The sequence below is a fragment of the Bacillus sp. FSL R5-0443 genome, assembly GCF_038608285.1.
Lineage (GTDB): Bacteria > Bacillota > Bacilli > Bacillales > Bacillaceae > Bacillus > Bacillus velezensis.
The window spans coordinates 3,622,959-3,647,376 of sequence record NZ_CP152013.1; the positions used below are offsets into that span (position 1 = coordinate 3,622,959).

The window sequence follows — 24,418 nt, forward strand, 5'->3', positions numbered from 1 at the left end:
AGGGCGCCGCCATTTACGCACAGAAAAAATCCTGCTGACCGTCAGATTTTCTTCTGAGCGATCAGCAGGCTGTATGTTTTCGTTATGGGTTTGAGGCATGCCTGAAATCAAACTGATCCGGAGCCGGGCGATACGGCGTATTTCCCGTTCTGAACATCCACAGCGGTGATATTGTTTTGCCGTTGTAAGGGTCCTTAACAACGGTGTACCAGTAATAAACGGAATCAGGCTGCAGGCCGTCCCAGACCCAATTTGCGGTTTTTCCGCTTTTTACGTGTTTTTTATGACCGAGCAGTTCGTTCGTATAGACGTTGCATTCAAAATAATCGGTCGCTACCCTTTTCCTCTTCGGCTGTAAATCCATTTCTGCTGAGAATTCGTCTTTATCAGCGAACAGATCGGTGTCATAGTAATTGATGTCATCCGTGTACGGCGAGTAGGAGAACATGTGAACCTGATTGGCGGCCTGATCGAATTGCATCATGCGCATAAAGCCCTGCCCCCCTTCCGGACCGTCCTGGTAGTCGGTCAGAATCTGGTGGACGAGGCGGTCCGGTTTTCCGTCCCTGTCATCGTCAAGCGCATCGGTTTTTTTCATGGCGTTATGGTAATGGCCGCTTAATACCATCGCCACATTGCGATTCGGCTTGACGACTTTTCGATAGATCGTCTCCCCGATCGGGCTTCGATTTCCGCTCACAAGCAAGTACTCATGAAAGCATAAGATGGCGGTTCGGTCCGGATACCTCTTCAGCACTTGATTGATCCAGTCAATCTCTTGTTCCGCAATGCCCCAGCCCATATAAATCATAATAAAATCGTTCCCGCTTGCCGACAGCAGATCATAATGCCCGCGGTTATTTTTGTATGATCCGCCGTAATGCATGTTCTGTTCAAACCGGCGGCTCCCGAAGAAATCCCCGAATGTTCGGTATGTGCCGTCTTTATGGCCGACGTCGTGATTGCCTGCAAGCACTCCGTACGGAATTCCCGCCTTGTCAAGCGTCCGCATGGAGTGATCGGCGTTTTTCCACTGTTTCATCACCATTGAATCATCGACGATATCACCGGTATGAAAGACATATTTAATATTGTGCTTTTCCTTATTTTCTTTGATCCACTCCGTCATTTTGTCAAAAATGTGCGGGTGCCCTTGTGCGTAATACTGTGTATCCGACATCCAGACAAACGTGTAATTGCCTTTCGCCGGTATTTGATCCTGCACGATGACATTCATTTTTGAGTTCTTCACCACATCCGCTGCGGAAACGGCTGCTTTTAATGTAAACGGCTTTTTATCTTTGGCAAGAACGCTGTCCGCCTCCTGCCAGCGGCTTGTCCGGTAATTCCAAATATACATGGTTACCTTTCGGCCGGGCAGAGAGCTTCCTTTCCAGACCGCCTCGGCCAGATCCGTTTCGTCGATAGACGGGTCAACGGAGACTTCGAACCGGTGATAAGGAAAACGCTCCATACTTTCCGCCGAAACGGTTTTTCCGTCATTTGCCGAGATGCGGTTCATTTCCGGCAGGGTAAACGGCATTTCATTTTCTTTTATGCCCCTCGGCGGTTCCGTTAATGAGGCGTGTTTATACACTTTCACGCTGCCCGGATTCCGCGCGGTATAACGGAAGCCGCGATAAAATGATACATTCATGTCATCCTTCGTCGGGTCTTTTACCCGGACGGACAGCTTTGCTTTGTGGGCGCCGATTTTTTGATCGGCAAGCTCCGGCTGGTTCGGCTCCTCCCGTTTGATATGGAAGGTGCGGACGGACCTTGTTTCATTTCCGGCAAGGTCTGCCGCAATAATGGTAAGGGTATGTTTTCCGGGCTTGAGATCGGCTGATGACGTGTGATGCGGGAGCGTAATGCTTTCTCCGTCCAAAAACGCTTTGACCTCTTCCACTTTGCTCCATTTGTCACGGATGTCCGCATTCAGCTCAACATTACCTTTCAGCGCCGCGCCTTCTTTGATACCCGGGACAATCTTCGGCCCCGTATTGTCCACCCGCACAGATTGGCTCAGCTGCTCCTCACCGTCGCTAACAAAAATATGGTGATACCCTTCAGAAAGCTTCGCCGTGTTCCACGGCAGCAGCCGTGACGTAAACAAATGATCCGGCAGGCTGAATGAGAAGGTCTTCTGCTGATTCGCCCGCCTGCCGTCACCGATAAACAGCTGCTCAGCCGGATCCGTCTTCCCGTCTTTGATCACCGTTCCGTCCGAAAGCACCAGACGGGCATGTTTCACGACAAAGTCATCCCGATTCTCTCCCGTGTCATACGGAGAAACCTTTGAGCCCGAACGGATGGATACTTTCTGCGTTTTGCCCCCTTTTTGCAGCAGACGTTCCGGAAGGAGAACCGAGTGCGTTCTGTAGCGGTGAGACGGATCGTCAAAAATGTGCAGCACCTCATTTTCCATTATGACGGTGTTTTGAAAATAAAGATTCGTTTTCCGGGCATCGAAGGCGAAATAGACCTCTTTTTCCAGCGCCGGCCGGGTCTCCTGCCGCTTGCCGTCAATCCACAGCTTGATCTTATCGGCGCTGACGTCGGAAGTCGCTTTGAGCAGATAGGTGCCGGATATCGTATCTTCGGGTTCAACATTCATTCTGAGTCCGTGTGATTTGCTCGTCTGTTCAATGTCAATCATCTTGACGGGCGTTTTTGCTTCATTTTCTCCATCACTGGCTGCGATATAATACTCAAGCTGATCCTGACCGAGCAGTTCCGGGGAATAAAGAATGTGATGGTATAAGCTGTCGTTGCGGTCTTTTTCGGCCAGAATTCGTTTGAATGGTTTTTTCTCATTGGTCCGGTAATAAAACACGGCTGTTTTGACAAGGTTTTTGTCTTTTATGTCAGCCTTTAATTCAATGCTTTCAGCGGGCCGGACGGGCTTTCTGTCTGTAAGGTCTTCGATGACCGGTTTTTCCTTGTCAGGTTTGATCACCCTTTTCTGCTGCGGGATCTGCGCCTGAAAAACAGAGCCCGGTGACGGCTTATGCTCGCTCGTGGAGATCCTCAGCAATTCTCCCGTTCCGTTCAGCGGATATTTGTACAGCAAAGAAGTCAGCCGGCGGAAAGCGTGTTTCCGGTAATGCGCTGAGGCGATACCCTTTCCGGTATTTGCCGACAGCACCACCGTACGCGGGCGGCCGTTGGACATTCCGTCCGTCCCTTCGATGACGGCGAGATGTTCTCCCTCCTTCAGGCGTGTCCTGTAATAGCGGTTGAAATCATCTATCGTCAGTTCTGATGCGGCGCGTCTCAGCCAAAACACGTAAGTCCCGCCTGACGGAATGACGGTATCTTCTTTCGGCCTCCATATCATGTCTGATTCCGGCCCTTCCTTCGGATAGCGGTAGCGGATGTGATAGTCTTTAAAATGAATGGGCCTGTCCGTCGTGTTATACACCTCGATAAATTCATAGGCATCAGCGCCGTCTTCATTTTTCGTATCAACCGCAAGCTCCGTAATCATCAGCTCGGGAATATGATTCAAATCGGCTTGATAGCCGTCCAGCTTCAGCCGCTTTTTCTCCGATTCCGCCCGCTGTCTGCCGTTGGTGAAAACGAGGTAATATTCCAATTCTCCATTCCAGATATCCCGTTTTGAAACCTGGGCCGTAAACAGCCGGATTGCGCCTGGCGCGGGCTCCATCGGCACCATTTTAAACCCCAGCTCATTGCTTTGTTTATAAAAAAGAAACGCCGAAAACGCTTGATAGTCAGCATTCCGTACATGAGCCTGTATGAACAGGTTTCTTTTCATTTCCGCCTTTACTTCGATTTCGGGAGGATTCTCCAGAAGCGGTATGTAATGAGGCGGCTGTCCGAATTCCTGCTGATTCACGGGGATTGCCGATTCTTTGCGCGCCGCATCCGCAGAAGGACTCACACAAAGCAAACCAATCAGAAAAAAGAGCGTCATCACAAGTTTCATCTCATTACCTCCCTATGCATTATGTTGCGTCAGGAGGCTGCCGCTTATGTAAATCACACATAAAAAAGCTGCCCTCTCGGGACAGCTCGTTTTTTACCTTTTTCTAAGCGGCTCCAATATGCCTTTTTGGATCAGCAAGTGGAAAACGGACAGCACGACGGATGCCCAAATGGCGGTGCCGAACCCATCAATCTGAAAGCTGTCTCCCATCAAGGCTGCGGTCATCATTAACGTAATGGCGTTGATGACAAACAGAAAGAGGCCGAGGGTCACAACCGTGACGGGCAATGTCAATATGACGATGATCGGCTTGATCAGCACATTTAACACAGAAAGAATCACACTGGCGATGACAGCCGCTCCGATACTGCTGATATGGACGGAATCAAAATATCCCGCGATAACGATTAATAATAAAGCATTTACTAAAATGCTGACTGCCCATTTGATCATTTATTTCAAATCTCCTTCTAAAGGTACAACAAAACACCAGATAATATATACAATCGGCACGATTCCGCTCGTGACAAGCGCTAATACAACGGTTATAATGCGCAAAAGCGACGCATCCATATTGATGTACTCCGCCAAACCGCCGACGACGCCGGCGATTTTACGGTTTTTTTCTGAACGGTAAAGTCTTTTCATCCAATCACCTCTGAGTATGCTTGAGCTTAATGGCTCCTGTTAACGATTCTGAGAAAATCGAGAGATGCTGATCATGGCCTTGATTTGATGCCAGCATCAGTTCTTTTTGAATGGTATCATTCTTTTCCTTTAAAATTTCCGCATCAATCAGCTCATGGCTGAGAGAGCCGAGATTGCTTTTCAGCTCCGCTTTCACCGCCGAATCATCAGGCAGAGCGATATCCACGTTTCCCGTCGTCGTTTTCGTGTAGATGGAGCGGCAGTGCGGCGCTGTCACGGTAAGCATGATATTGCCGTTAAAGCTTTGAACGTCAATGGATTCACTCGATCCGCGCAAATCAATCAAGCCGTTGATCGTTTCCGCTTCAATCGCGCCGCATTGATGTCCGGCCAGCTTGATTTGTCCGTTAGCCGTTTCCGCCGACGCTTTATCAGCCGTCAAATGAGAGAATGACAGAACGCCGTTTGTCGTTTTCGCCGAGAATTCTTTTACATGTAAATGTTCCCCTCTGATCGGTCCGTTAAACAGCTTCACTCTTATCTTATCGTACTCTTTCTGGGGAACATAAAGCGTGACATTGGTTTTCATCGTTTTCTTTTCCGTGCGGACAAAAAACTTATTGCCCTTCACTTCACACTCAATGTGCTGAAGAAATGCGGTGCGCGCCGCCTCCTGACTGTCCGCCCGGTACACTTTCGCCTGGCACTCCGCTCTGATATCTTCATCCGCCCACGGCACGATATTGACGCTGCCGTTTGCGATCTGCATATCAATGGCCGAGAATTCACTGTCTTTAAATTGAAAAATATGCTGCACTTCGTGTGCGTGGCCGAAATTCAGATCAAGATCCGCTTCCTTCACTTTTTTGACGGCAGAATCAATCCAGTCGAACAGCTTCGCCCCGAGCGACGGCTTTTGGCTTCCTTTTGCCCCGCTTTCGAAATCTTCCGCAGGTTCCTGGACCTCCGCAGATAATGCGGTGATCTGCTCTTCTTTTTCTTTATATTCATGATCCAGTTTTTCAATGAGCGTCAGTGCTTCCTGCGCCGTCAGCATGCCGTCTTCCACAAGCTTTAAAATCCGTTCTTTCTCCTGTTTCATACAAAACTCCTCCCCCGACTTTTCTTACACCTGGCGTAACACCTTAATTCCCTGCACGATATTCCAAATGACCATTCCGATGAGGATCAGAAAATAAACAGCTGCTCCTGTTATCATAACAAAAACGGGCACCATACTCTCCCCCTGAGCCGTAATCAATCCGCCGACAACACCCGCGGTCACAATCAGCAATCCCGCAAACGGAATGATATGGGAAATCAGAGCTCGCATGGCATGCCGCTTCGTCTCTTTTTCATCGACGACAAAGTAAGCCACAATCGGAAGAATGAGCGGCGCGAGAAACACGCTGAAATAACAGATTGATGCGATAATCGCTTGATTTCGGTTCAATAAAAACACTCCCTGTGCCTTGATGTAAAAACCCTTCCTTATACATACGTATGACGAATGGGCGGGTTTCATTTTCATGCTAAGGACATGCTTCGTTATACGTAATTTTTGATTTCAGAGATTTCACTATAGAATCTTTTCCCCGAACCGATTACAATATGTAACAAAGCCTGACCGTATGCAAGGAGGACATACAAATGGAGAAAGATCCCGAAAACGCCCAAGTAACGGAAGAGAGTCTGCGAAATTTAATTCGCGAACAGAAAAGAATGAACAGCGAAATGCTGGCTGAATTGGAACAGATCAAAGCAGCCCCTCTTCCCATTTCCCATGATATCCAATATATAAAAGTGCTGCTGGACAGCAGCAGCACCCATATTCTGCAGGACTTAATGCATTTAAGCAAACAGCTTCCCCAACAGAAAAAAGCCTGTAACACAACAGCCCAAAACCGGTGAGTTTTGGGCTGTTTTTATTGATCTATTATGTGGCTGCCGTTTCTTTTTCAGCCAGCAATGTTTTCATCCGTTTTTTATCACGTTCCATTACCGGTTTCAGATAGCGGCCCGTATATGATTCTTTCACTTCGACAACTTCTTCAGGCGTCCCGGAGGCTACGATCGTGCCGCCGCCCGCTCCGCCTTCAGGTCCCAGGTCTACGATGTAGTCCGCCGTTTTAATGATGTCGAGATTGTGTTCAATGACCAAAACGGTATCACCGTTATCGACGAGTCTTTGAAGCACAACCAAAAGCCTTGCGATATCATCAACGTGGAGGCCTGTCGTCGGTTCGTCCAGAATATACAGCGTCCGGCCGGTGGATCGCTTATGCAGTTCGGAAGCGAGCTTAACGCGCTGCGCTTCTCCGCCTGACAGCGTCGTCGCCGGCTGGCCGAGCGTCACATACCCGAGTCCGACATCGGCAAGCGTTTGAAGCTTGCGTTTGATTTTCGGGATATTTTCAAAGAAAGACAGAGCATCTTCCACCGTCATATCCAGAACGTCAGAAATGCTTTTTCCTTTGTATGTGACCTCCAGCGTCTCCCGGTTGTAACGTTTGCCGTGGCACACTTCACACGGGACGTACACGTCAGGAAGGAAATGCATCTCAATTTTGATGATGCCGTCGCCGCGGCAGGCCTCACAGCGCCCGCCTTTTACATTAAAACTGAACCGGCCTTTTTTATAGCCGCGCACCTTTGCTTCATTTGTCTGCGCGAATACATCGCGGATATCATCAAACACGCCCGTATAAGTTGCCGGGTTTGATCTCGGTGTCCGGCCGATCGGCGCCTGGTCGATGTCGATCACCTTATCAAGGTGGTCGAGGCCTTTGATTTCTTTATGGCTTCCCGGTTTCGCTTTGGCTTTATGAAGCTTTTGCGCAAGCGCCTTATGCAGAATTTCATTCACAAGCGTGCTTTTTCCGGAACCGGACACACCTGTCACCGCCGTAAAAGTGCCGAGCGGGAATTTGGCGTTCGCTTTTTTCAGGTTGTTTTCTGAAGCGCCTTTGATTTCAATGAACCGGCCGTCAGGCTTTCTTCTCTCCGGAGGCATCGGGATGAATTGAGCCCCTGACAAATAGCGTCCGGTCAGAGAGTCCGCATCATTCATCACTTCTTCTGGCGTCCCCGCCGATATGACGCGGCCGCCGTGAATGCCGGCGCCCGGACCGATATCTATCAAATAATCGGCAGCCATCATCGTATCCTCATCATGCTCCACGACAATCAGTGTGTTGCCGAGATCCCTCATGTTTTTCAGCGCGCTGATCAGACGGTCATTGTCACGCTGGTGAAGGCCGATGGACGGCTCATCAAGAATGTACAGGACGCCTGACAAACGGGAGCCGATCTGCGTCGCAAGCCTGATGCGCTGGGCTTCTCCGCCTGACAGCGTGCCCGCCGCCCGGCTCAGCGTCAGATAATCAAGACCCACTTTATCTAAGAAGCTGAGCCGCTCTACAATCTCTCTTAAAATTAAATCGGCAATCTGCATATCTTTCTCAGACAGCGTCAGGTTTTTGAAAAATTCAAGCGCGTCGCCGACAGAAAGCTCCGTAATGGTTCCGATATGGCGCCCGTTGACCAAAACGGCAAGCGCTTCTTTCTTCAGCCGGTAGCCTTTGCACGTCGGGCACGATTTCTGTGACATGTACTGCTCCATCTGTTCACGGATATAATCGGAGCTTGTCTCTTTATACCGTCTCTCAATATTACGCAGCACACCTTCAAATTCAATTTCATTTTCGCGCACTTGTCCGAAATCATTCTCGTATTTAAAGTAAATCCGTTCATTGCCGCTGCCGTACAGCACTTTATCAAGCTGATGCTTCGGCAGGTCTTTGACCGGAGTCTCCATATCAATGCCGTAATGGCGGCAGACCGCCTGAAGCAGCTGCGGATAATATTGTGAACTGATCGGCGTCCACGGCGCGATGGCGTGTTCCTTTAATGACAGCTCGGGATTGGGGATGACGAGCTCAGGGTCCACTTCCAGCTTCAAACCGAGACCGTCGCAAGTCGGACAGGCGCCGAACGGGCTGTTAAACGAAAACAGCCGGGGTTCAAGCTCTCCGATAGAAAAACCGCACAGCGGACAGGCGTGATGCTCGCTGAACATCAGCTCCTCCTGACCGATGACATCTATCATGACACGGCCTTCCCCTAAGCGGAGCGCGGTTTCCAGCGAGTCGGAAAGCCGGGCGGCAACCCCTTCCTTGACAACGATCCGGTCAATGACTACTTCAATGGAATGCTTTTTGTTTTTTTCAAGTTCAATATCGTCGGAAAGCTCGGCCATTTCTCCGTCAATCCGCACCCTTACGTAACCTTGCTTTCTGATTTGGTCAAGCACTTTGACATGGGCGCCTTTTCTGCCTGAGATGATCGGCGCAAGCACTTGAAGCTTCGTCCGCTCCGGATATTCAAGAATCCGGTCAACCATCTGTTCAATCGTTTGCGACGTAATTTCAATGCCGTGCTCCGGGCAGTGCGGTTTCCCGACTCTCGCGTACAGCAGCCGGAGATAATCATAAATCTCCGTTACCGTTCCGACGGTTGACCGCGGATTGCGGCTTGTCGTTTTCTGGTCAATGCTGATCGCCGGAGAAAGCCCTTCGATCGCATCAACGTCCGGCTTATCCATCTGCCCTAAAAATTGGCGCGCATAGGCAGAAAGCGATTCAACATACCGCCTCTGTCCTTCCGCGTAAATGGTGTCAAAGGCAAGGGATGATTTTCCCGATCCGGACAGCCCCGTCACGACGACGAGCTGATCCCGCGGAATCGTTACATCAATGTTTTTTAAATTGTGCGCCCTTGCGCCTTTCACCTCGATCCGGTCAATTGCCATGTGTTCATCATCCTTCCGCTTTAAGCTCTAACAGTAAATCACGAAACTCTGCCGCCCGCTCGAAATCAAGCGCTCTGGCCGCTTCTTTCATTTCGTGCTCCATTTGCTCAACGACTTTCTGGCGTTCTTTCTTCGTCATCTTCGCCAGTTTAGGCGCGGCTTTTGTTTTATATTCTTCTTTATCCTCAGCGGCCTGCGTCGCGCGGATCACATCGCGGATTTCCTTATTGATCGTTTGCGGCGTAATGCCGTGAATTTCGTTAAAGCGCTCCTGCTGTTCCCGGCGGCGCTTCGTTTCATTAATCGCGATTTCCATCGAATTCGTGATTTTATCGGCATACATGATGACGCGGCCTTCCGCGTTTCGTGCCGCCCGTCCGATCGTCTGAATCAGCGAACGTTCAGAACGGAGGAAGCCTTCTTTATCCGCATCGAGAATGGCGACAAGTGACACTTCCGGAATATCAAGCCCTTCCCTCAGCAGGTTGATGCCGATTAACACATCATGTTTTCCGAGGCGGAGATCACGGATGATTTCAATCCGTTCAAGCGTCTTAATCTCGGAATGCAGATAATTGACCTTGATACCGATTTCCTTGAGATAATCGGTCAGATCCTCTGACATTTTTTTCGTTAAAGTCGTCACGAGAACGCGTTCATTCCGTTCTATCCTCGCCTGAATCTCACCGATCAGATCATCAATCTGTCCTTCGATCGGCCGGACGTCAATGAGGGGATCGAGGAGTCCCGTCGGTCTGATGATCTGCTCGATCATTTCCGGCGTATGCTCAATTTCATACGGTCCCGGAGTCGCCGACACGTACACGATATTGTGCATGTGTTTCTCAAATTCCTCGAAACGGAGCGGACGGTTGTCAAGCGCTGACGGCAGGCGGAACCCGTGATCGACAAGCACCTGTTTTCTCGCCTGGTCACCGTTGAACATGCCGCGCACCTGCGGAATCGTCACATGTGATTCATCAACGACAATCATAAAATCGTCCGGAAAATAATCAAGCAGCGTATATGGCGTAGAGCCCGGCGGACGGAGTGTCAAATGTCTTGAATAGTTCTCGATCCCTGAGCAAAAACCCATTTCCCGCATCATTTCAAGATCGTATCTCGTCCGCTGCTCAAGCCGCTGCGCTTCAAGGAGCTTGCCGTTTTCGTGCATCACTTTCAAGCGCTCCTCAAGCTCCTGTTCAATATTCAGAATCGCTTTTTCCATCTTTTCCGCCCGGGTGACGAAGTGGGAAGCCGGGAAAATCGCGACATGGTCACGGTCGCCGAGAATTTCTCCTGTCAAAGCGTCGACCTCTCTGATCCGCTCAATTTCATCTCCGAAAAATTCCACTCTGATACAATGTTCGTCACGGGAAGCCGGGAAGATTTCCACAACGTCTCCGCGCACGCGGAACGTCCCGCGCTGAAAGTCGATATCATTGCGGGCATACTGGATATCCACAAGCTTTCTCAGCAGCTCGTTCCGCTCAATCTCCATTTCCGGTCTGAGCGACACAACCATCTCCCGGTATTCTTCAGGCGAACCGAGACCGTATATGCATGACACACTTGCGATAATAATGACATCTCTCCGTTCAAACAGAGAGGATGTCGCGGAGTGTCTCAGTTTATCAATTTCATCATTAATGCTTGCGTCTTTCTCTATAAAAGTATCCGTTTGAGGCACGTACGCCTCCGGCTGATAGTAATCGTAATAGCTGACAAAATATTCGACAGCGTTGTTCGGGAAAAACTCCTTAAACTCGCTGTACAGCTGTCCGGCAAGGGTTTTGTTATGGGCAATGACCAGTGTCGGTTTATTCACTTCTTTAATCAGATTGGACACGGTAAAGGTTTTGCCCGTCCCTGTCGCACCCAGGAGAGTCTGGTGTTTTCTGCCTTCCTGTATGCCTTTGACAAGCTTCTCAATCGCTTGCGGCTGATCTCCCTGGGGCTGATATTTCGAGACTAACTCAAAACGATCTTTCACAAAAAAGCCTCCGTTTCTTTACGAAATCTTCCTATTGATATAGTAACACAATGACGGGCAAAATCACTAAAAATACGAACTAAAGTTCGATGGTTTATTTTTACCAAGTCAATTTTTGTATAAAAAACCTGCTTTTATGGCGTAAAAGCAGGCATTCTATTTCATATTCACCATGTCAGGCATTGTCTTTCTTTTTGTCTGCTTCTTTTTTGGCCATGTACAGCCCTCCGGCCACCAGCGATACGACATCCAATCCAACGATAAAATACGTTTCGGTGTAACCCTTTAAATAGGATGCGAAAAGCAGTGCGGCTGTGAGAGCGATCGCCACATAGTGGTTAAACGTGACGCGCGTAAAAAGGACGACCAGCATAAAAGGGAAACATAATGCAAAAACGGCTTTTGTAATCACAAAAACCCTCCTCGGGAATTCTTCATCTCATCTGATTATAGTAAAAAATGAAGAATCGGACAATCGTTCCCCTGCTATCACAATACCCTTTTTCAGCAGTCTTCAATCATCTGTCAAAAAAAATGTGAATATAAATCCATTGAACCATTAACCAGATGAACCGAATTACCTTTCTTCAGCCGAAAGGATGAGAAGGTTTAGGTCTTTGTATCTTTGACAGTTTCTTCCTCCCTCTTTACAATGTAATGATAGTGTTTACTATCATTTTTCTTGGATGAAGAAAAAAAGGGGGTCATGCCGCATGTATTCAGTGCGATTTCAAAAAGCGGAAGAATCGAGCCGCTCTGCAGGAGCAAAAGGAATGAACCTGATTAAACTGACGAAAAACGGGCTGCCCGTTCCCGGCGGTTTTATCATTCAGACGAATGCCCTGACACGTTTTATGGAAGACAACGGGCTTCAAGCAGATCAGGAACAGATGGAGCGCGCCATTATGAACGGCACGTTTTCAAAAGAGCTTCGGGAGGAACTGACCGCGTCGTTTTATGAATTGAGAGAATCATACGCCTCTGTCGCCGTACGTTCCTCCTCCGCGTCCGAAGATCTTGAAGGGGCTTCTTTCGCAGGCCAGTACGAAACCTATTTAAATATCAAAACAGAAGAAGAGTTTCTCGGAAAAGTGAAAGAATGCTGGGCTTCCTTCTTCTCGGCGCGGGTCAGCGGCTATAAAGAGAAAATGAACAATGACACCGCAGAACCGTTAATGGGCGTTGTCGTGCAAGGGCTGATCAATTCCGAGGTTTCAGGAGTCATTTTCAGCCGCAACCCCGTCACACACGATGACGGAGAACTGATGATCAGCGCGAGCTACGGTCTCGGAGAAGCAATCGTCTCCGGCAGCGTGACGCCCGACACATTTATCGTCAATAAAGACACATTTCAGATTGAAAAAGAAATCGGCTTAAAAGAAATGTATATCGTTTCTAAAGACGAAGGCGTGACGGAAAAAGAGACGACCGCTGACATGAGAAGCCGCTTCTGCCTTGATGACGAGAGCATCAAAGAGCTTGCCATGCTGACGATAAAGACGGAAGAACTGTACGGTTATCCCGTGGATCTTGAATTCGGATTTGCCGAAAATAAGCTGTATCTGCTTCAGGCCAGGCCGATTACAACGATCGTGCAGGATCAGAAAGCGGCAGACGAAGAACGGGAATTTATCATGACGCCCCGGGATCAGAAAGATTTTTGGCTCAATATGGAGGCCAATATAGAAGGCCCCGTCAGCCCGTTATTCGCCTCACTCATTGTGCCGGCTTTGGAATACGGCCTCAAAGAGAGCACGAAGGCATTCCCTGTAATGGGCATCGAAATCGAGCGTGTCAAACTTCATCAGGGCCGTGTTTTTTCCAGACAGCATAAGACGGACGACAAGCTGCCTGCAGAACAGTTAGAAGCGCTTTTCCCCGTTTTGGCTGACCGTATGTACGATATTATTCAGGAAACCTTTCTGCCTTTTTATCAAAAGCTGGACGAACTGGCGCATACAGACCATCATACGCCGGAGACTGCCCTTGATGCGTTCCGAAACCTGCAAGACTTCTATTTAAAAGGATACGCAGAACATTTCAATATTATCTTTCCGCAGGTTGCGTTAAACATGATGCTGGAATCTATGTACGGACAGGTTGAGAAAGAAAACACCTCCCTTCTGTACGAAATGCTGGCTGGCGTCATGAATAAGTCATTGGAGACCGACAGACAGCTCTGGCTGCTTTCCGGACAAGTAAAAGACAGCCCTGAGCTGCAGCGCGTCTTTACGGTTTCTCATGCCGATGAGCTGCATCAGACGCTTCTGCAATCAAATGAGGGAAAACGCTTTCTCGAACAAGTCGGTGAATTTTTACAGGAATACGGCTGGAGATCTGTGAAAAGTCATGATCTCATTGAAGAAACTTGGGCGGAAAACCCTTATTTCGCTTTGGCCAACATTCAGAACTATGTCCGGAACGGATACGATTTTGACAGTGAGTTTCATAAAACGATAGAAAAACGAAAACAGCTCTACGCCGACTTTATGGATAGAATTGAAGATGACGGCTTCCGGGAGACGTTTGACCGCTATTATCAGTGGACATTGTCTTCATCCGTCATCAAAGATGATCACCATTTTTATATTGATGCGATGCTGGACGCCAAAGCGCGCCTTTGCCTTCTGAAAATCGGCGAGCTGCTTCAAAAACAAGGCGTAATCGATGATCGGGAGGATATGTGGTACTTATACAGCGATGAAGTCGAGAAAGCACTCGTGTCGCCGGTTCCGATGCAGGAAAAAGCCGCTGAACGAAAACAGCTCTTCCAGCAATATCAATTGCTTGAAGCCCCCGCTTATCTCGGGACTCCGACTTCGGAACAGCTGAAAACGGCTGAACAGATTACCGGCTCCATCACAGAAGATGAAAAAAACACTGAACATCAAATTTACGGACTTGCGGCGTCAAGCGGAATCGCAAGCGGCCCGGTGAAAGTCATTCGTGACGCAAGTGAATTTTCCCGTTTTTCAACAGGAGACGTGCTTGTCTGCAAAATGACGACACCGCTGTGGACCAGTCTGTTCCAGGATGCAAAGGCCGTCATTACGGACACGGGCGGCATCCTGTCACATGCGGCGATCATCGCGAGGGAATACGGGCTCCCGGCCGTTCTCGGCACACGTGCCGCGACTGACAGGCTCAACGACGGAGATATCGTCACGGTGGACGGGACAAACGGCAAGATTACGATTGTCAAACGCGCTTCATGCTAGGTTTCCCTCTTTATTGACGGGCAGGGCGGGTGTATACTTGTCCTGCCAGTATTTACGCGAGGTGAAACATGTTGAGAACGACGAACAAGAGAATTATTGACGCCGCGATGAATCTGATCATCCAAAAAGGATACCGCGCAGCGACAACAAAAGAAATCGCAGAAAAAGCAAAAGTAAGCGAAGCAACGATTTTCCGTAATTTTAAAAACAAACAAGGATTAATGAAAGCCATGATTGAACAGCAGACGCCGGTTCCGGAAAGCATGATCACCAAGGCGGAAGGCGATTTGTATGAGGATCTTCTTCATTTCGCCGCGACCCTTCTTCAGCAATTGGAACAAAAAAAAGAAGTATTCCGCATCTGCCTGCGCGAACCGGAACTATTCGAAGACGTCCTGCAGGATATTGTCGTATATCCGCAATCCGTGAAAAAGCATTTAATCGTTTACTTTAAGGAGCTGACAAAGAAAAATATGATAAGCCCCGGCAGTGAAGAAGCTAATGCAGACGTCTTTATGACGATGATTTTCGGTTATTTTATACACCGGCTGCAGCTGGGGAAAAGAGTCATTACTCTCTCTGAGGAAACGATGCTGAAACACAGCACTGAGATTTTCATGAAAGGCATTACCGGCCGGTCATTTTCCGGCTCCAAGGAGGATGAAGGATGGGTTCAAAGAAAGAATGGGCGCTGATTGTTTCGCTTTTGCTGGGAGCCATACTCGTTCCTATCAATTCTACGATGATCGCAGTCGCCCTTTCATCCATTTCCCGCTCATTCAGCGAATCAATTGCCAGCATCACATGGGTAGTGACCGTGTATTTAATCGTGATGGCCGTGACACAGCCCATTGCCGGCAAACTCGGTGATATGTACGGAAACAAAAAAATGTATTTATGGGGCGTCGGCCTTTTTCTCATCGCATCATTGGGGTGCGCCCTCTCGCCAAGTCTTTTCTTATTGATTTTCTTCCGGGCGCTTCAGGCTGCCGGCGGCGCTTTGCTTACGCCAAACAGCATCGCCATCATCCGCCATGTCGTGTCTGAAAAACGGCTTCCGAAAGTATTCGGCTTTTTCGGCCTCGGTGCCGGGCTGGGCGCGGCTCTCGGTCCGTTTATCGGCTCTCTTTTAATTGAGAGCTTCAGCTGGCATTCGATCTTTTGGGTCAACATTCCGTTTCTTGCAATCGCACTTGTGACGGCATTAGTGATGTTTCCTAAATATAAAGAAGAAACGTCTGACGCTCCGCTTGATATCATCGGGTCCGTTTTGCTTGCCGGAAGCATTGTATCTATTATTCTTCTGACGAAAAATGAAAGCTCTTTGGGCTATTGGGTGTACGCACTGCTCATTCTCGTATTTGTTCCGCTATTTTTCAGGCGGGAGCTGCGCACGAAACATCCGATTATTGATTTTGACCTGTTTAAAAACACGACCTTTACGAGCGCCAATCTGTCGGTTCTGTTAAGCAATTTAATGATGTACGCCGTGTTATTGATTATGCCGCTCTTTATGACCGGCCACTTCAGCATGAACACGTCACACAGAGGCATGGCGCTGTCAGTCTTTTCTGTTTTCATGTCCGCCAGCAACTGGGGCGGAGCTCAGCTGCATCAGAAATGGGGCGCGCGAAGAATGATTTTTCTGTCCTTCGGGCTGATGGCCGTAGCCAATCTCTTATTTTTGCTTTTGGTTTATTCCCATTCCGTTCCGTTTCTTATGGCATCGCTTATTGTCGGAGGCATCGCGTCAGGTGCGGGGCTGACGAGCATGCAGGTATCTTCTCTTGCGACGGTAGAACCGGGCATGTCCGGCATCGCATCTGGGATTTTCTCCACCTTCCGTTATTTCGGAAGCATTATTTCTTCAGCACTGATCGGTTTAATCTCCGGGTTTCATATTCTGTTTATCATATTGATCGGAGTTTCTGTGATCGGCTTGTTCGTATCGCTTGGAATTAAATCCGGCGAAACCGTTGATACGAAAAAAAGCCATTCGGCGTAAACAAAAAAGGTTCCGTGAGCACCCGCTTTCCGGAACCTTTTCTAGTTTTCCTTCTTATTTTTCTCTCTCAAAGTGTCACCGCACTCCCCGCAGCATAGAGTATCGCAACGCCGTTTGCTCTATGAGAATCTTTTTATTTAAAAGAGAAAAGGGAAATGTAAATCGCTAAGAGCTCAGATCAAGTTCGGCCGCTTGCGCCGTAATCCGGCCGTAAAAAAAGCCCGGCCGCCGTGTTGTTAGCGGCACCAGGCTTTTTATATGTGATTTTTCATAATTAATAAAACTGAAAGCTTATTATTTCCAATGTTTTTTCTTAATTTTTTTCATAATTCTCCTTACTAAAACCTAACTAAAACAATTATTGAATATTACTTTTATAATTAAGCAAAATTAAGTAACAATCATTGAAGGATTCTCAGACTGATAAAATTTATTTTAAATATAATATTTCAAAACACATTGATCCTCCTTCTAAAGTTGAGTCGCGTCACTTTAGTAGAATCATACCGTGGCTTCCCTTGTCAAAAGGCACAGTTCTTTTTTACACCACTACTTGAGACTTTAACGTTTCTCTCATTTGAATTAATTCAAAATAGAATTATTGGGGGAGATTACCCCCGTATTTCCAGGCGATCCAGGTGGGTGGCCTGGTAAATATTTTGAGTCTCTGTATCTTTAACAATAGTATTTACAATATCATTAGGATACCGATTCAAAAAAAAATGTTCTCCTTTAAACTTATGAAATTTCACGTTTCCTTCAACAACTTCACTCCATTTATGCATTTCATTGATATGAGTCGAAAAATCGCTATCCGCATAAAAAACGCTTACTCCACAACTTATTTTTTCTGCTTTGGGCTGAAACTTATAATTGTCCAAAATTATAAAATCTGCTCGCAAAATCGGAAGAAACATATCCATAATCTCTTTTGTATAAAACTCCTCTGGTATTCCCCCATATTGTTCCACCTTTGTCAAGAAAGTTTCATTAGTCATATTTTCAATGTCTTCTCTCTTTTCAAAAATATGTGGAGCATCTCGCCCAGAAAAAAACAGATGCCTTGGTTCCTTAATTCCCATTTGCTTAAGTTTATAATATATCTCATAAGTCAATAAGGCTCCCATACTGTGTCCAAATATAACATATTCATCGTCATATTCTAATTGTTCACTTATTCTTTTGGCGATATCTTCACTTGCTTCATCAACAGACTGGTAGCAAGGCTCGCTGAATCGAGTTCCTCTTCCAGCCAATTCACTCATAAACAATTCATATCTATCCGGCAATAGTTTTTTCCATTCATGAAATACATTTACCGACGCTCCAGCATATGGAATAGGAATTACTTTTATTTTATTTATTTCACTCACTCCTATGTTCAACTTGAGCCCACTATCATTACTATATAAACCTATAAGTATTCAAGATACATTTAATTGTACTTCTCTATCTCTCGCTGCTCTGCCAGCAACAAATTCACCATATCACTATAGCTATTCAAACCGTCTGTCTGATTATTTGCCTTCAGATATACGTCATTTACATTTCTTGAAATACTTGAAATAACACCCTCATACTTATCCCGGTACTGCTCATTTTGTTCTATATCATGCCGCACCGCTTTGGACAGACTGGACATTATATCAGACGCCTTATCTGGATCCACTTTCTTTAGCTCAGATATAGAATAATCAAATGCCAGAAATAAACCACTGTATAGTATCATTGGATCATCCTGCTGCTTACATGCCAGATAAGCTATAAAATTAGCCTCATCCTCATGCATGAAACCACTCTGATGTGCCAATTCATGCGCCATAGTAGCAGGCACCAAAAAAACTGGCACATTAACATTGATATTGGATTCATAAGTAAAAGGGACAAAAATACCATGTATCCCTGCATGCGACATTAGTTTTGACATCACCACTGGTTTTGGTGTTGAATATGAATGCTCCAAAACAGGATATTTCTTTGATAACATTTGCATCGAGAACACTGCGTGTTGTGCATAATAATCAAAAACCTCTGGTACATGAGCCAAAAGATCAGTATCCGCTAACTTTTCCCTTGCCAATTCCATTTCAACGGCAAGTGACTTACTCAATTTAACCAGTTCTTCCTTGCTGTAGTTCTCTTCTTTATATTCGGTATAAGACAAAAAAGAATATCTGTAATAGTTTATTCCACCCAAAATAGTATAACAAAAATATATCACGCTACAGATCGTAACGATTCCTAGAGCACCACGATAAACTACCATCCTACGTGCACCTTTACTCATGATGACCTTGCGCACATAATAAACGATATAAAATAGAAATAGTAACACAACCAACACGACGAGCCATTCACTAACAGAAAATGTGACCCAAGAAGGTACAAGTCCTACTGTTTTTGACAATAACGGATATACAGACCTACTGTATTCCTCCGCCCAATCCTGATGGTTCTGCGCGTATTTTGTCAGTATATAAGCTATAACTCCAAGTGAGATCAACGGTAATCTCTTAAGTAAAAGCTTTTTTATAATGTACTCCCCCTATCCAACATAACCATTATAATCAGTTATTCTTAATATATATCCTGCTAAAGATTCATCTTCTAAAGGTTTTGGAGTTAGCAATAACCTTTCCAATAAGCCATACCTCTCCTTCATTTATTTTTTTATTATTTCAAAATAAAACAGCTAAGAAAATATAATTTTCTTAGCTGTTTTATTTTGAAATCTAGTTTAGGAGTTCTTGAAACTATTCCGAATAATTATGAAAAATCACATTATAATGCTGTCATTTCTTCGTGCTCGTGTTCATCCTGCACGAATAAAATACCTAATTCATGATGTTCGCCTTCATAGGACGCGCGCTGATCAAACCGGATCTCACCGTTCAGGCCGATGATCTCCATTTTTACAAATGCGCGGTTTTTTTGAAGTGCTTCATAAAAATCCGACACATGCTTCACGGGGATGCCGTTTACTTTCGTAATAATCTCACCGATCTTCAGCTCAAGATCGTCCGCGGGTGTATTCGGAATGATGCCGAGCACCATTAAGCCCTGATCCCGCTTAGAGAAATAAAACGGAGCCGCGTTATCGTTCAGCCGCTGTCTTAATGATAAAAACAGGCGTCCGAGCACCGCAATACAAGCGGCTGCTCCGGCAAGCGGAGTCCACCAAAGGGCCGCTGCCCCGAATGCGGTCACGATAACCCCGAGAATCATGACACGTTTCGCCGTTATCCTTATGCTGACTTCCGGAAGTGACCCCTGCACACGCTGTCCGAAGCCGGCGATATAAGGAATCCAGATCAAATGGAAAGAGCCGCCCGGCACGGTAAAGACAGGCCACCAAGAAAGGTGTGACTCAAGCCCGCTGCCCGGCACCAATAAGAAAAGCGGAAGCAGCCATGCGCGATTCGCCAATTGTCGGCCGATGGGCAGTCCTCTGCTGCTGACGACAAGCGCCGGAGATGTTTTCAGATGCGCTGAACGGCAGGCAGCCGCTCCCTCCGTGATAATCAAAAGGCCCATAAACACGGCCGCCGATGCCCAATTCACGCCGAATGCCTGCGGAAACCGATCCGCAAACGGCACTGTGTGGGTATACTGAAGGAGAAACGCAATGAACATGCCGGCGCTGACAATATAAGCTGATGACAGCCAATTCATACGGAACCTCAGCGAAGCTAAAGCCGTCACGGCCGCGATTATGCCGAGAAGACCGAATGGAATCGAAATTCCCAGTCCAAAAAATAATATGGAGAGAAGAATACCCGGTATAAGTCCTTTTATGTATGTAAAGATAAGCTCGTCATACATATCCGCGATTTTTGTATGAAACGTATGGCGTTCACGTTTGATCCGCAAATATCCGCATGCGAGACTTATGATGATAAAAAACCAGAACATCGGGTGCAAAAAAAACAGACCGATACTTTTCAGAAGTTCAATTCCCCATTGAACAGACATTGCTTTCACCGCCTCAAGCCAAACATTTTAATTCTATTCTACCAAATAATCATTGGCTTGAATATCTCAAACGTCTATCTCTCTTCCGTCATCCACAACGTCACATTTGAGAGAGAGAAATCTTTCAGATAGTGGTCGACTTCCACCTCGATTACACCGCTGATCAAAAGCATGGACCGTTTAATATCCGTCAGATTGATTCCTAAACGTTTATGGTTTTTCATTAAGTAGGTGAAATAATGCTTTGCACACTCCTCATTGATATCGTGAACACATTCAACATTTGTGTAATTGACCAGGTATCTGCTGAACAGCATAAGAAGACTTAGTGCTTTTGTTGATGAAAATGTAACGTCTTTTGTTCGGTCTTTTAGTTGTTCCACTAATTCATAATATTTTTTTTCACGCACAATACTTGCCCTCTTCAATTGTGAACCCCCATTTTTTTATCCAGATAAGCACGGGTGATTACAGCTGCCGTGCTGAAGCGCCGCAAACACTTCTGCTTTCGATACTGAAATGCAGCTGCCAAACTAAAACTGTTCTCTATTAGAACCTTCTTTTATTGTAAGAACTAAAACTGACTGAGGCAACTTTCAAAAGTTTCATTTTGAATACATATTAACTCGGCATAAAGTCTCTCTTCTCTATAAATATCGGGTAATGTTTGTCCTTTATAAATGTTTAAATGTGAAAATTTTTTTAATATCTTGTCAAAACCGACATTATTATATGTCTTTTAGTTCATTTTTAGAGTGTGACAAAAGAAACAGGAGACGTAAAAAACGCCTCCTTTTCATTTATTTTACAAATAATGATTTTAACGCCATTTGCAGCTGTAAATCATTTTTTTCGTCAGATTTCTGTTCATTCATCAGCTGATTCATTTTTTCCGCTGTCTTTTTATCAATGACCGCTGTTTTATCAAGTTTGTACCGGTCTTGAAACGCCAGAACGGCTTTTTTCATTGTTTTGCTGAAATAGCCGTCTGCTCTGCCCGGGTCGAAGCCTAGGCCTTTCAGCAGGATTTGGGCGTGCTTGACATCCGCGCTGTTCATATCAGGCTGAAGCGGCTGTTTCAGCTGAAGCGGTCCCGCCGCAAAATAATCCGGCTGGCTCACAGCGATTGTCGGAGCAATGCCTTTTTTGTGGATCCAATTGCCTTTCGGTGTCAGCCATTTGTAAAGCGTCAATTTAATATTGCTCCCGTCTCCCATAGGCACGGCCTGCTGAACCGTTCCTTTACCGAAAGAAGTGTCACCGACAACGTCATAATGTCCCGCTTCTTTTAACGCACCCGCAAGAATTTCTGAAGCGGAGGCGCTTCCTTTATCCGTGATGACATTGACGGGATACGGCTTCTTATGTTTTAAGGTTGAGAAATATTGTTTTTTATCGCCGTTACGCTCCGCAATTTGGATATACGGCATGTCTTGTGTGATGAAATGCTTTAAAATTTGTTCGACGCTTTGAAGGTAGCCGCCGGGATTCCCTCTTACATCAAGGACGAGACCGTCAATCCCTTGTTTTTCAAGCTTTTTCAGCGCCGCGGCGAAGTCCTGGGCGGTATGCTCGGAAAATGTCGATATGCCGATGTAGCCGACATGATGACCGCCTGATTCTTTGCGGGAAGCAAATACGGTTTCAAGCGGGATTTCCGCTCTTTTAATCCGGAATGACAGCTGTTTATCAGTACCCGGACGCTGTATTTTAATAGAAACCTTCGATCCTTTTTTTCCTCTGATTTTCAGCACGGCTTCGTTTAAACCTTTCCCGTTCATTGACTCGCCGTTTATGCTGATGATTTCATCATTCGGCTTGAGTCCCGCTTTTTCCGCCGGAGATTGCTTAAACGGTGATACGATAATGATTTTATTGTCCTCCATACCGACTTCAGCGCCGATCCCTTCGAAAGAAGAATCAAGAGAATCGGAAAACTGCTTAGCGGTCTGCTTGTCCATATAAACGGAATAAGGGTCGTTTAATGTAGACAGCATCCCCTGAATCGCTCCTTCAAGAAGCTTTTCGTTATCTACATTTTCCACGTATTCGTTCGAGATCAGCTCATATGCTTTTTCGATTTTTTCCATTGCCCGGCTTCTTTCTGCGTCTGATGAATTCGGCTGTGCCGCCCCGGCAATATGGGCTCCGCCGCACATGATGCTGACGGCCGCTATCACTGCGATCATTTTCTGCTTCATCGTTTACCTCCTCTTAGTCCTTTTACGAAAACCTGGAGATAGTATGTGTAAATTGCAAAGAATTCATGTAACAGCAACAAAAAAATGAAAACGCGAGATTGTTACATATATATGGGTAACGTATAATATTTTGTATGCAATTCATTAAATATACAGGAGAATGCGATATGAAAATAAAATTATCGATTTTATCCGCGGCGGTTCTGGCCGCAGGAATTACCGCCTTTGTCTGGCCAAAAACAGAGGCCAATGAAAAAACGCAGACGGACGCCTTGTATGTTTCTCCCGCAGGCAGCGACCAAAATGAAGGAACGAAAGAAAAGCCGTTCCGCACATTAAAACATGCGGCTGGAAAGGCAGAGGCCGGGACAACCGTATTGATTCGGGAAGGGACGTACGATGAAACGTTTGAAGTAAAGCACAGCGGCACGGCCGAAAAGCCGATTACATTTCGGAACTATCAGAATGAGCATGTCTCAATCAGCGGCAAATCTGCGCCAAAAAGCGATTCTGAAACTCCGTTAATTCAAATCCGCAATAAACAGTACATTACCATTCACGGCGTTACGCTTGAGAACCTCTCCGTATCATCAGAAGATGCGACGGCCATGGGAATTTGCGTCACCGGATCAAGCAGTCATATCAACATTGACGGCAACCATATCCGAAACATTAAAACCACGGCTGATGAGGGAAATGCACACGGCATCGCGTTTTACGGCACAGGCGCCATGAAGGATGTCAGCATCACAAATAATACTGTTGAAAAACTGACGCTCGGCGCAAGCGAAGCGGTCGTGCTGAACGGGAATGTTGACGGATTTAAGATTGCCGGCAATACCATCCGGGACAATAACAATATCGGGATTGACGTGATCGGATACGAAGGAACGTCCAAGCAAAACGACTATGCGCGAAACGGCGTCATTGAAAACAATACGGTGAGCCATAACTCTTCTTACGGAAATCCCGCTTACGGAGATGAATATTCAGCGGGCGGTATTTACGTTGACGGCGCAGAACATGTGGACATTAAGAATAACACCGTTTACAACAATGACCTCGGCATTGAAGCCACTTCCGAACATAGAGGGAAATACGCACGAGATATCCGGATTACGAATAACAAGGTGTACGGCAATGCTTACACCGGTATTTCAATCGGAGGCTATGACACGAAACGCGGCGGCACCATCAATTCGGTGATCGCTCATAACATTATGTATCGAAATGACACGAAGGACCTTGACGGCGGCCAGCTGCTGCTGCAGTACGGCACAAAAGGGAACACGATCGAAAAAAACATCATGACGGCAAGCGGTTCACGGATTTTTATCGCAAATGATTATACGAAAAACGAAGGCAATACCGTTAATCATAACGTCTATCACAAAGAAGCGGGAAAAGACGGCATTTGGAATTGGAAGAACAGAGAATATGATTCATTCACAGCGTACAAAAAAGGAACGGCAAACGATTCGGATTCCATTTATGCGGACCCGATGTACCGTGACGAATCATCTTATGACTTTACATTAAAGCCCGGATCACCGGCCCTGCCCGTCATTCAGTAACGAAACCATTAAAAAAAGCCAGTCTATATCAGACTGGCTTTTGTA

At 46.5% G+C, this 24,418-nt stretch carries 18 protein-coding genes; 5 read left to right on the forward strand and 13 right to left on the reverse strand.

All coding sequences use genetic code 11. The annotated features are described in order from the left end of the window. Positions 1–82 precede the first annotated feature (82 nt). The 5 genes from NYE28_RS18295 to NYE28_RS18315 form a co-directional block, all read right to left on the reverse strand. Positions 83–3,952 carry a metallophosphoesterase gene (locus NYE28_RS18295; RefSeq protein WP_342490202.1) on the reverse strand — a complete coding sequence of 1,290 codons (3,870 nt, stop codon included), beginning with the start codon at positions 3,950–3,952 and terminating at the stop codon, positions 83–85. Between the two features lie 93 nt (positions 3,953–4,045). Next, a complete protein-coding gene (locus NYE28_RS18300) occupies positions 4,046–4,405 on the reverse strand; it encodes a phage holin family protein (protein WP_007407446.1) in 360 nt (119 codons plus the stop codon). Further along, positions 4,406–4,600, reverse strand: coding sequence for a PspC domain-containing protein (locus NYE28_RS18305; RefSeq protein ID WP_003151448.1), 195 nt, complete (start codon positions 4,598–4,600; stop codon positions 4,406–4,408). A gap of 4 nt (positions 4,601–4,604) precedes the next feature. Next, complete coding sequence (locus NYE28_RS18310) at positions 4,605–5,702, reverse strand: DUF4097 domain-containing protein (RefSeq protein ID WP_007614045.1); 1,098 nt, start codon at positions 5,700–5,702, stop codon at positions 4,605–4,607. Between the two features lie 24 nt (positions 5,703–5,726). Then, entirely contained in the window at positions 5,727–6,053 is a 327-nt protein-coding gene (locus NYE28_RS18315) for a hypothetical protein (protein ID WP_003151444.1), read from the reverse strand. 197 nt (positions 6,054–6,250) lie between these two features. Between NYE28_RS18315 and NYE28_RS18320 the strand changes: the two genes are divergently transcribed. Continuing rightward, the gene (locus tag NYE28_RS18320) at positions 6,251–6,511 is read left to right on the forward strand and encodes a hypothetical protein (RefSeq protein WP_012118557.1); all 261 of its coding nucleotides are present in this window, start codon (positions 6,251–6,253) and stop codon (positions 6,509–6,511) included. A 25-nt stretch (positions 6,512–6,536) separates the two neighbouring features. Here NYE28_RS18320 and uvrA read toward each other — a convergent pair whose 3' ends face one another. From uvrA to NYE28_RS18335, 3 genes are all read right to left on the reverse strand, one after another. After that, positions 6,537–9,410: an excinuclease ABC subunit UvrA gene (uvrA, locus tag NYE28_RS18325; protein WP_020954334.1), complete on the reverse strand. Its 2,874-nt coding sequence runs from the start codon at positions 9,408–9,410 to the stop codon at positions 6,537–6,539. A 7-nt stretch (positions 9,411–9,417) separates the two neighbouring features. After that, positions 9,418–11,403, reverse strand: coding sequence for an excinuclease ABC subunit UvrB (gene uvrB, locus NYE28_RS18330; RefSeq protein WP_341123158.1), 1,986 nt, complete (start codon positions 11,401–11,403; stop codon positions 9,418–9,420). Between the two features lie 175 nt (positions 11,404–11,578). After that, positions 11,579–11,815 carry a CsbA family protein gene (locus NYE28_RS18335; RefSeq protein ID WP_003151438.1) on the reverse strand — a complete coding sequence of 79 codons (237 nt, stop codon included), beginning with the start codon at positions 11,813–11,815 and terminating at the stop codon, positions 11,579–11,581. Between the two features lie 301 nt (positions 11,816–12,116). Between NYE28_RS18335 and NYE28_RS18340 the strand changes: the two genes are divergently transcribed. The 3 genes from NYE28_RS18340 (at position 12,117) to NYE28_RS18350 (ending at position 16,626) form a co-directional block, all read left to right on the forward strand. After that, positions 12,117–14,621, forward strand: a complete 2,505-nt coding sequence (locus tag NYE28_RS18340; RefSeq protein WP_337681158.1) for a PEP/pyruvate-binding domain-containing protein — start codon at positions 12,117–12,119, stop codon at positions 14,619–14,621. Between the two features lie 71 nt (positions 14,622–14,692). Beyond that, on the forward strand, positions 14,693–15,316 hold the full coding sequence (locus NYE28_RS18345) for a TetR/AcrR family transcriptional regulator (RefSeq protein WP_015240677.1): 624 nt from the start codon (positions 14,693–14,695) through the stop codon (positions 15,314–15,316). Beyond that, the gene (locus tag NYE28_RS18350) at positions 15,289–16,626 is read left to right on the forward strand and encodes an MFS transporter (RefSeq protein ID WP_342490203.1); all 1,338 of its coding nucleotides are present in this window, start codon (positions 15,289–15,291) and stop codon (positions 16,624–16,626) included. Before NYE28_RS18345 ends, NYE28_RS18350 begins: the two co-directional genes overlap by 28 nt. A gap of 611 nt (positions 16,627–17,237) precedes the next feature. Here the strand turns inward: NYE28_RS18350 and NYE28_RS18355 are convergent. From NYE28_RS18355 to NYE28_RS18375, 5 genes are all read right to left on the reverse strand, one after another. Next, complete coding sequence (locus NYE28_RS18355; RefSeq protein ID WP_094031324.1) at positions 17,238–18,011, reverse strand: thioesterase domain-containing protein; 774 nt, start codon at positions 18,009–18,011, stop codon at positions 17,238–17,240. Positions 18,012–18,061: 50 nt separating this feature from the next. Further along, positions 18,062–19,129: a DUF3810 domain-containing protein gene (locus NYE28_RS18360; protein WP_337681156.1), complete on the reverse strand. Its 1,068-nt coding sequence runs from the start codon at positions 19,127–19,129 to the stop codon at positions 18,062–18,064. Between the two features lie 278 nt (positions 19,130–19,407). Then, on the reverse strand, positions 19,408–20,598 hold the full coding sequence (locus NYE28_RS18365; RefSeq protein ID WP_337681155.1) for a S1C family serine protease: 1,191 nt from the start codon (positions 20,596–20,598) through the stop codon (positions 19,408–19,410). Positions 20,599–20,672: 74 nt separating this feature from the next. Next, positions 20,673–21,026, reverse strand: a complete 354-nt coding sequence (swrA, locus tag NYE28_RS18370) for a swarming motility protein SwrAA (RefSeq protein WP_012118562.1) — start codon at positions 21,024–21,026, stop codon at positions 20,673–20,675. A 372-nt stretch (positions 21,027–21,398) separates the two neighbouring features. Beyond that, positions 21,399–22,799 (reverse strand): S41 family peptidase, encoded by a 1,401-nt coding sequence (locus NYE28_RS18375; protein WP_342490204.1) that lies wholly within the window; start codon positions 22,797–22,799, stop codon positions 21,399–21,401. 167 nt (positions 22,800–22,966) lie between these two features. Here NYE28_RS18375 and NYE28_RS18380 point away from each other — a divergent pair, with 167 nt between their 5' ends. Next, positions 22,967–24,373, forward strand: coding sequence for a right-handed parallel beta-helix repeat-containing protein (locus NYE28_RS18380; protein WP_342490205.1), 1,407 nt, complete (start codon positions 22,967–22,969; stop codon positions 24,371–24,373). Positions 24,374–24,418: the final 45 nt, after the last annotated feature.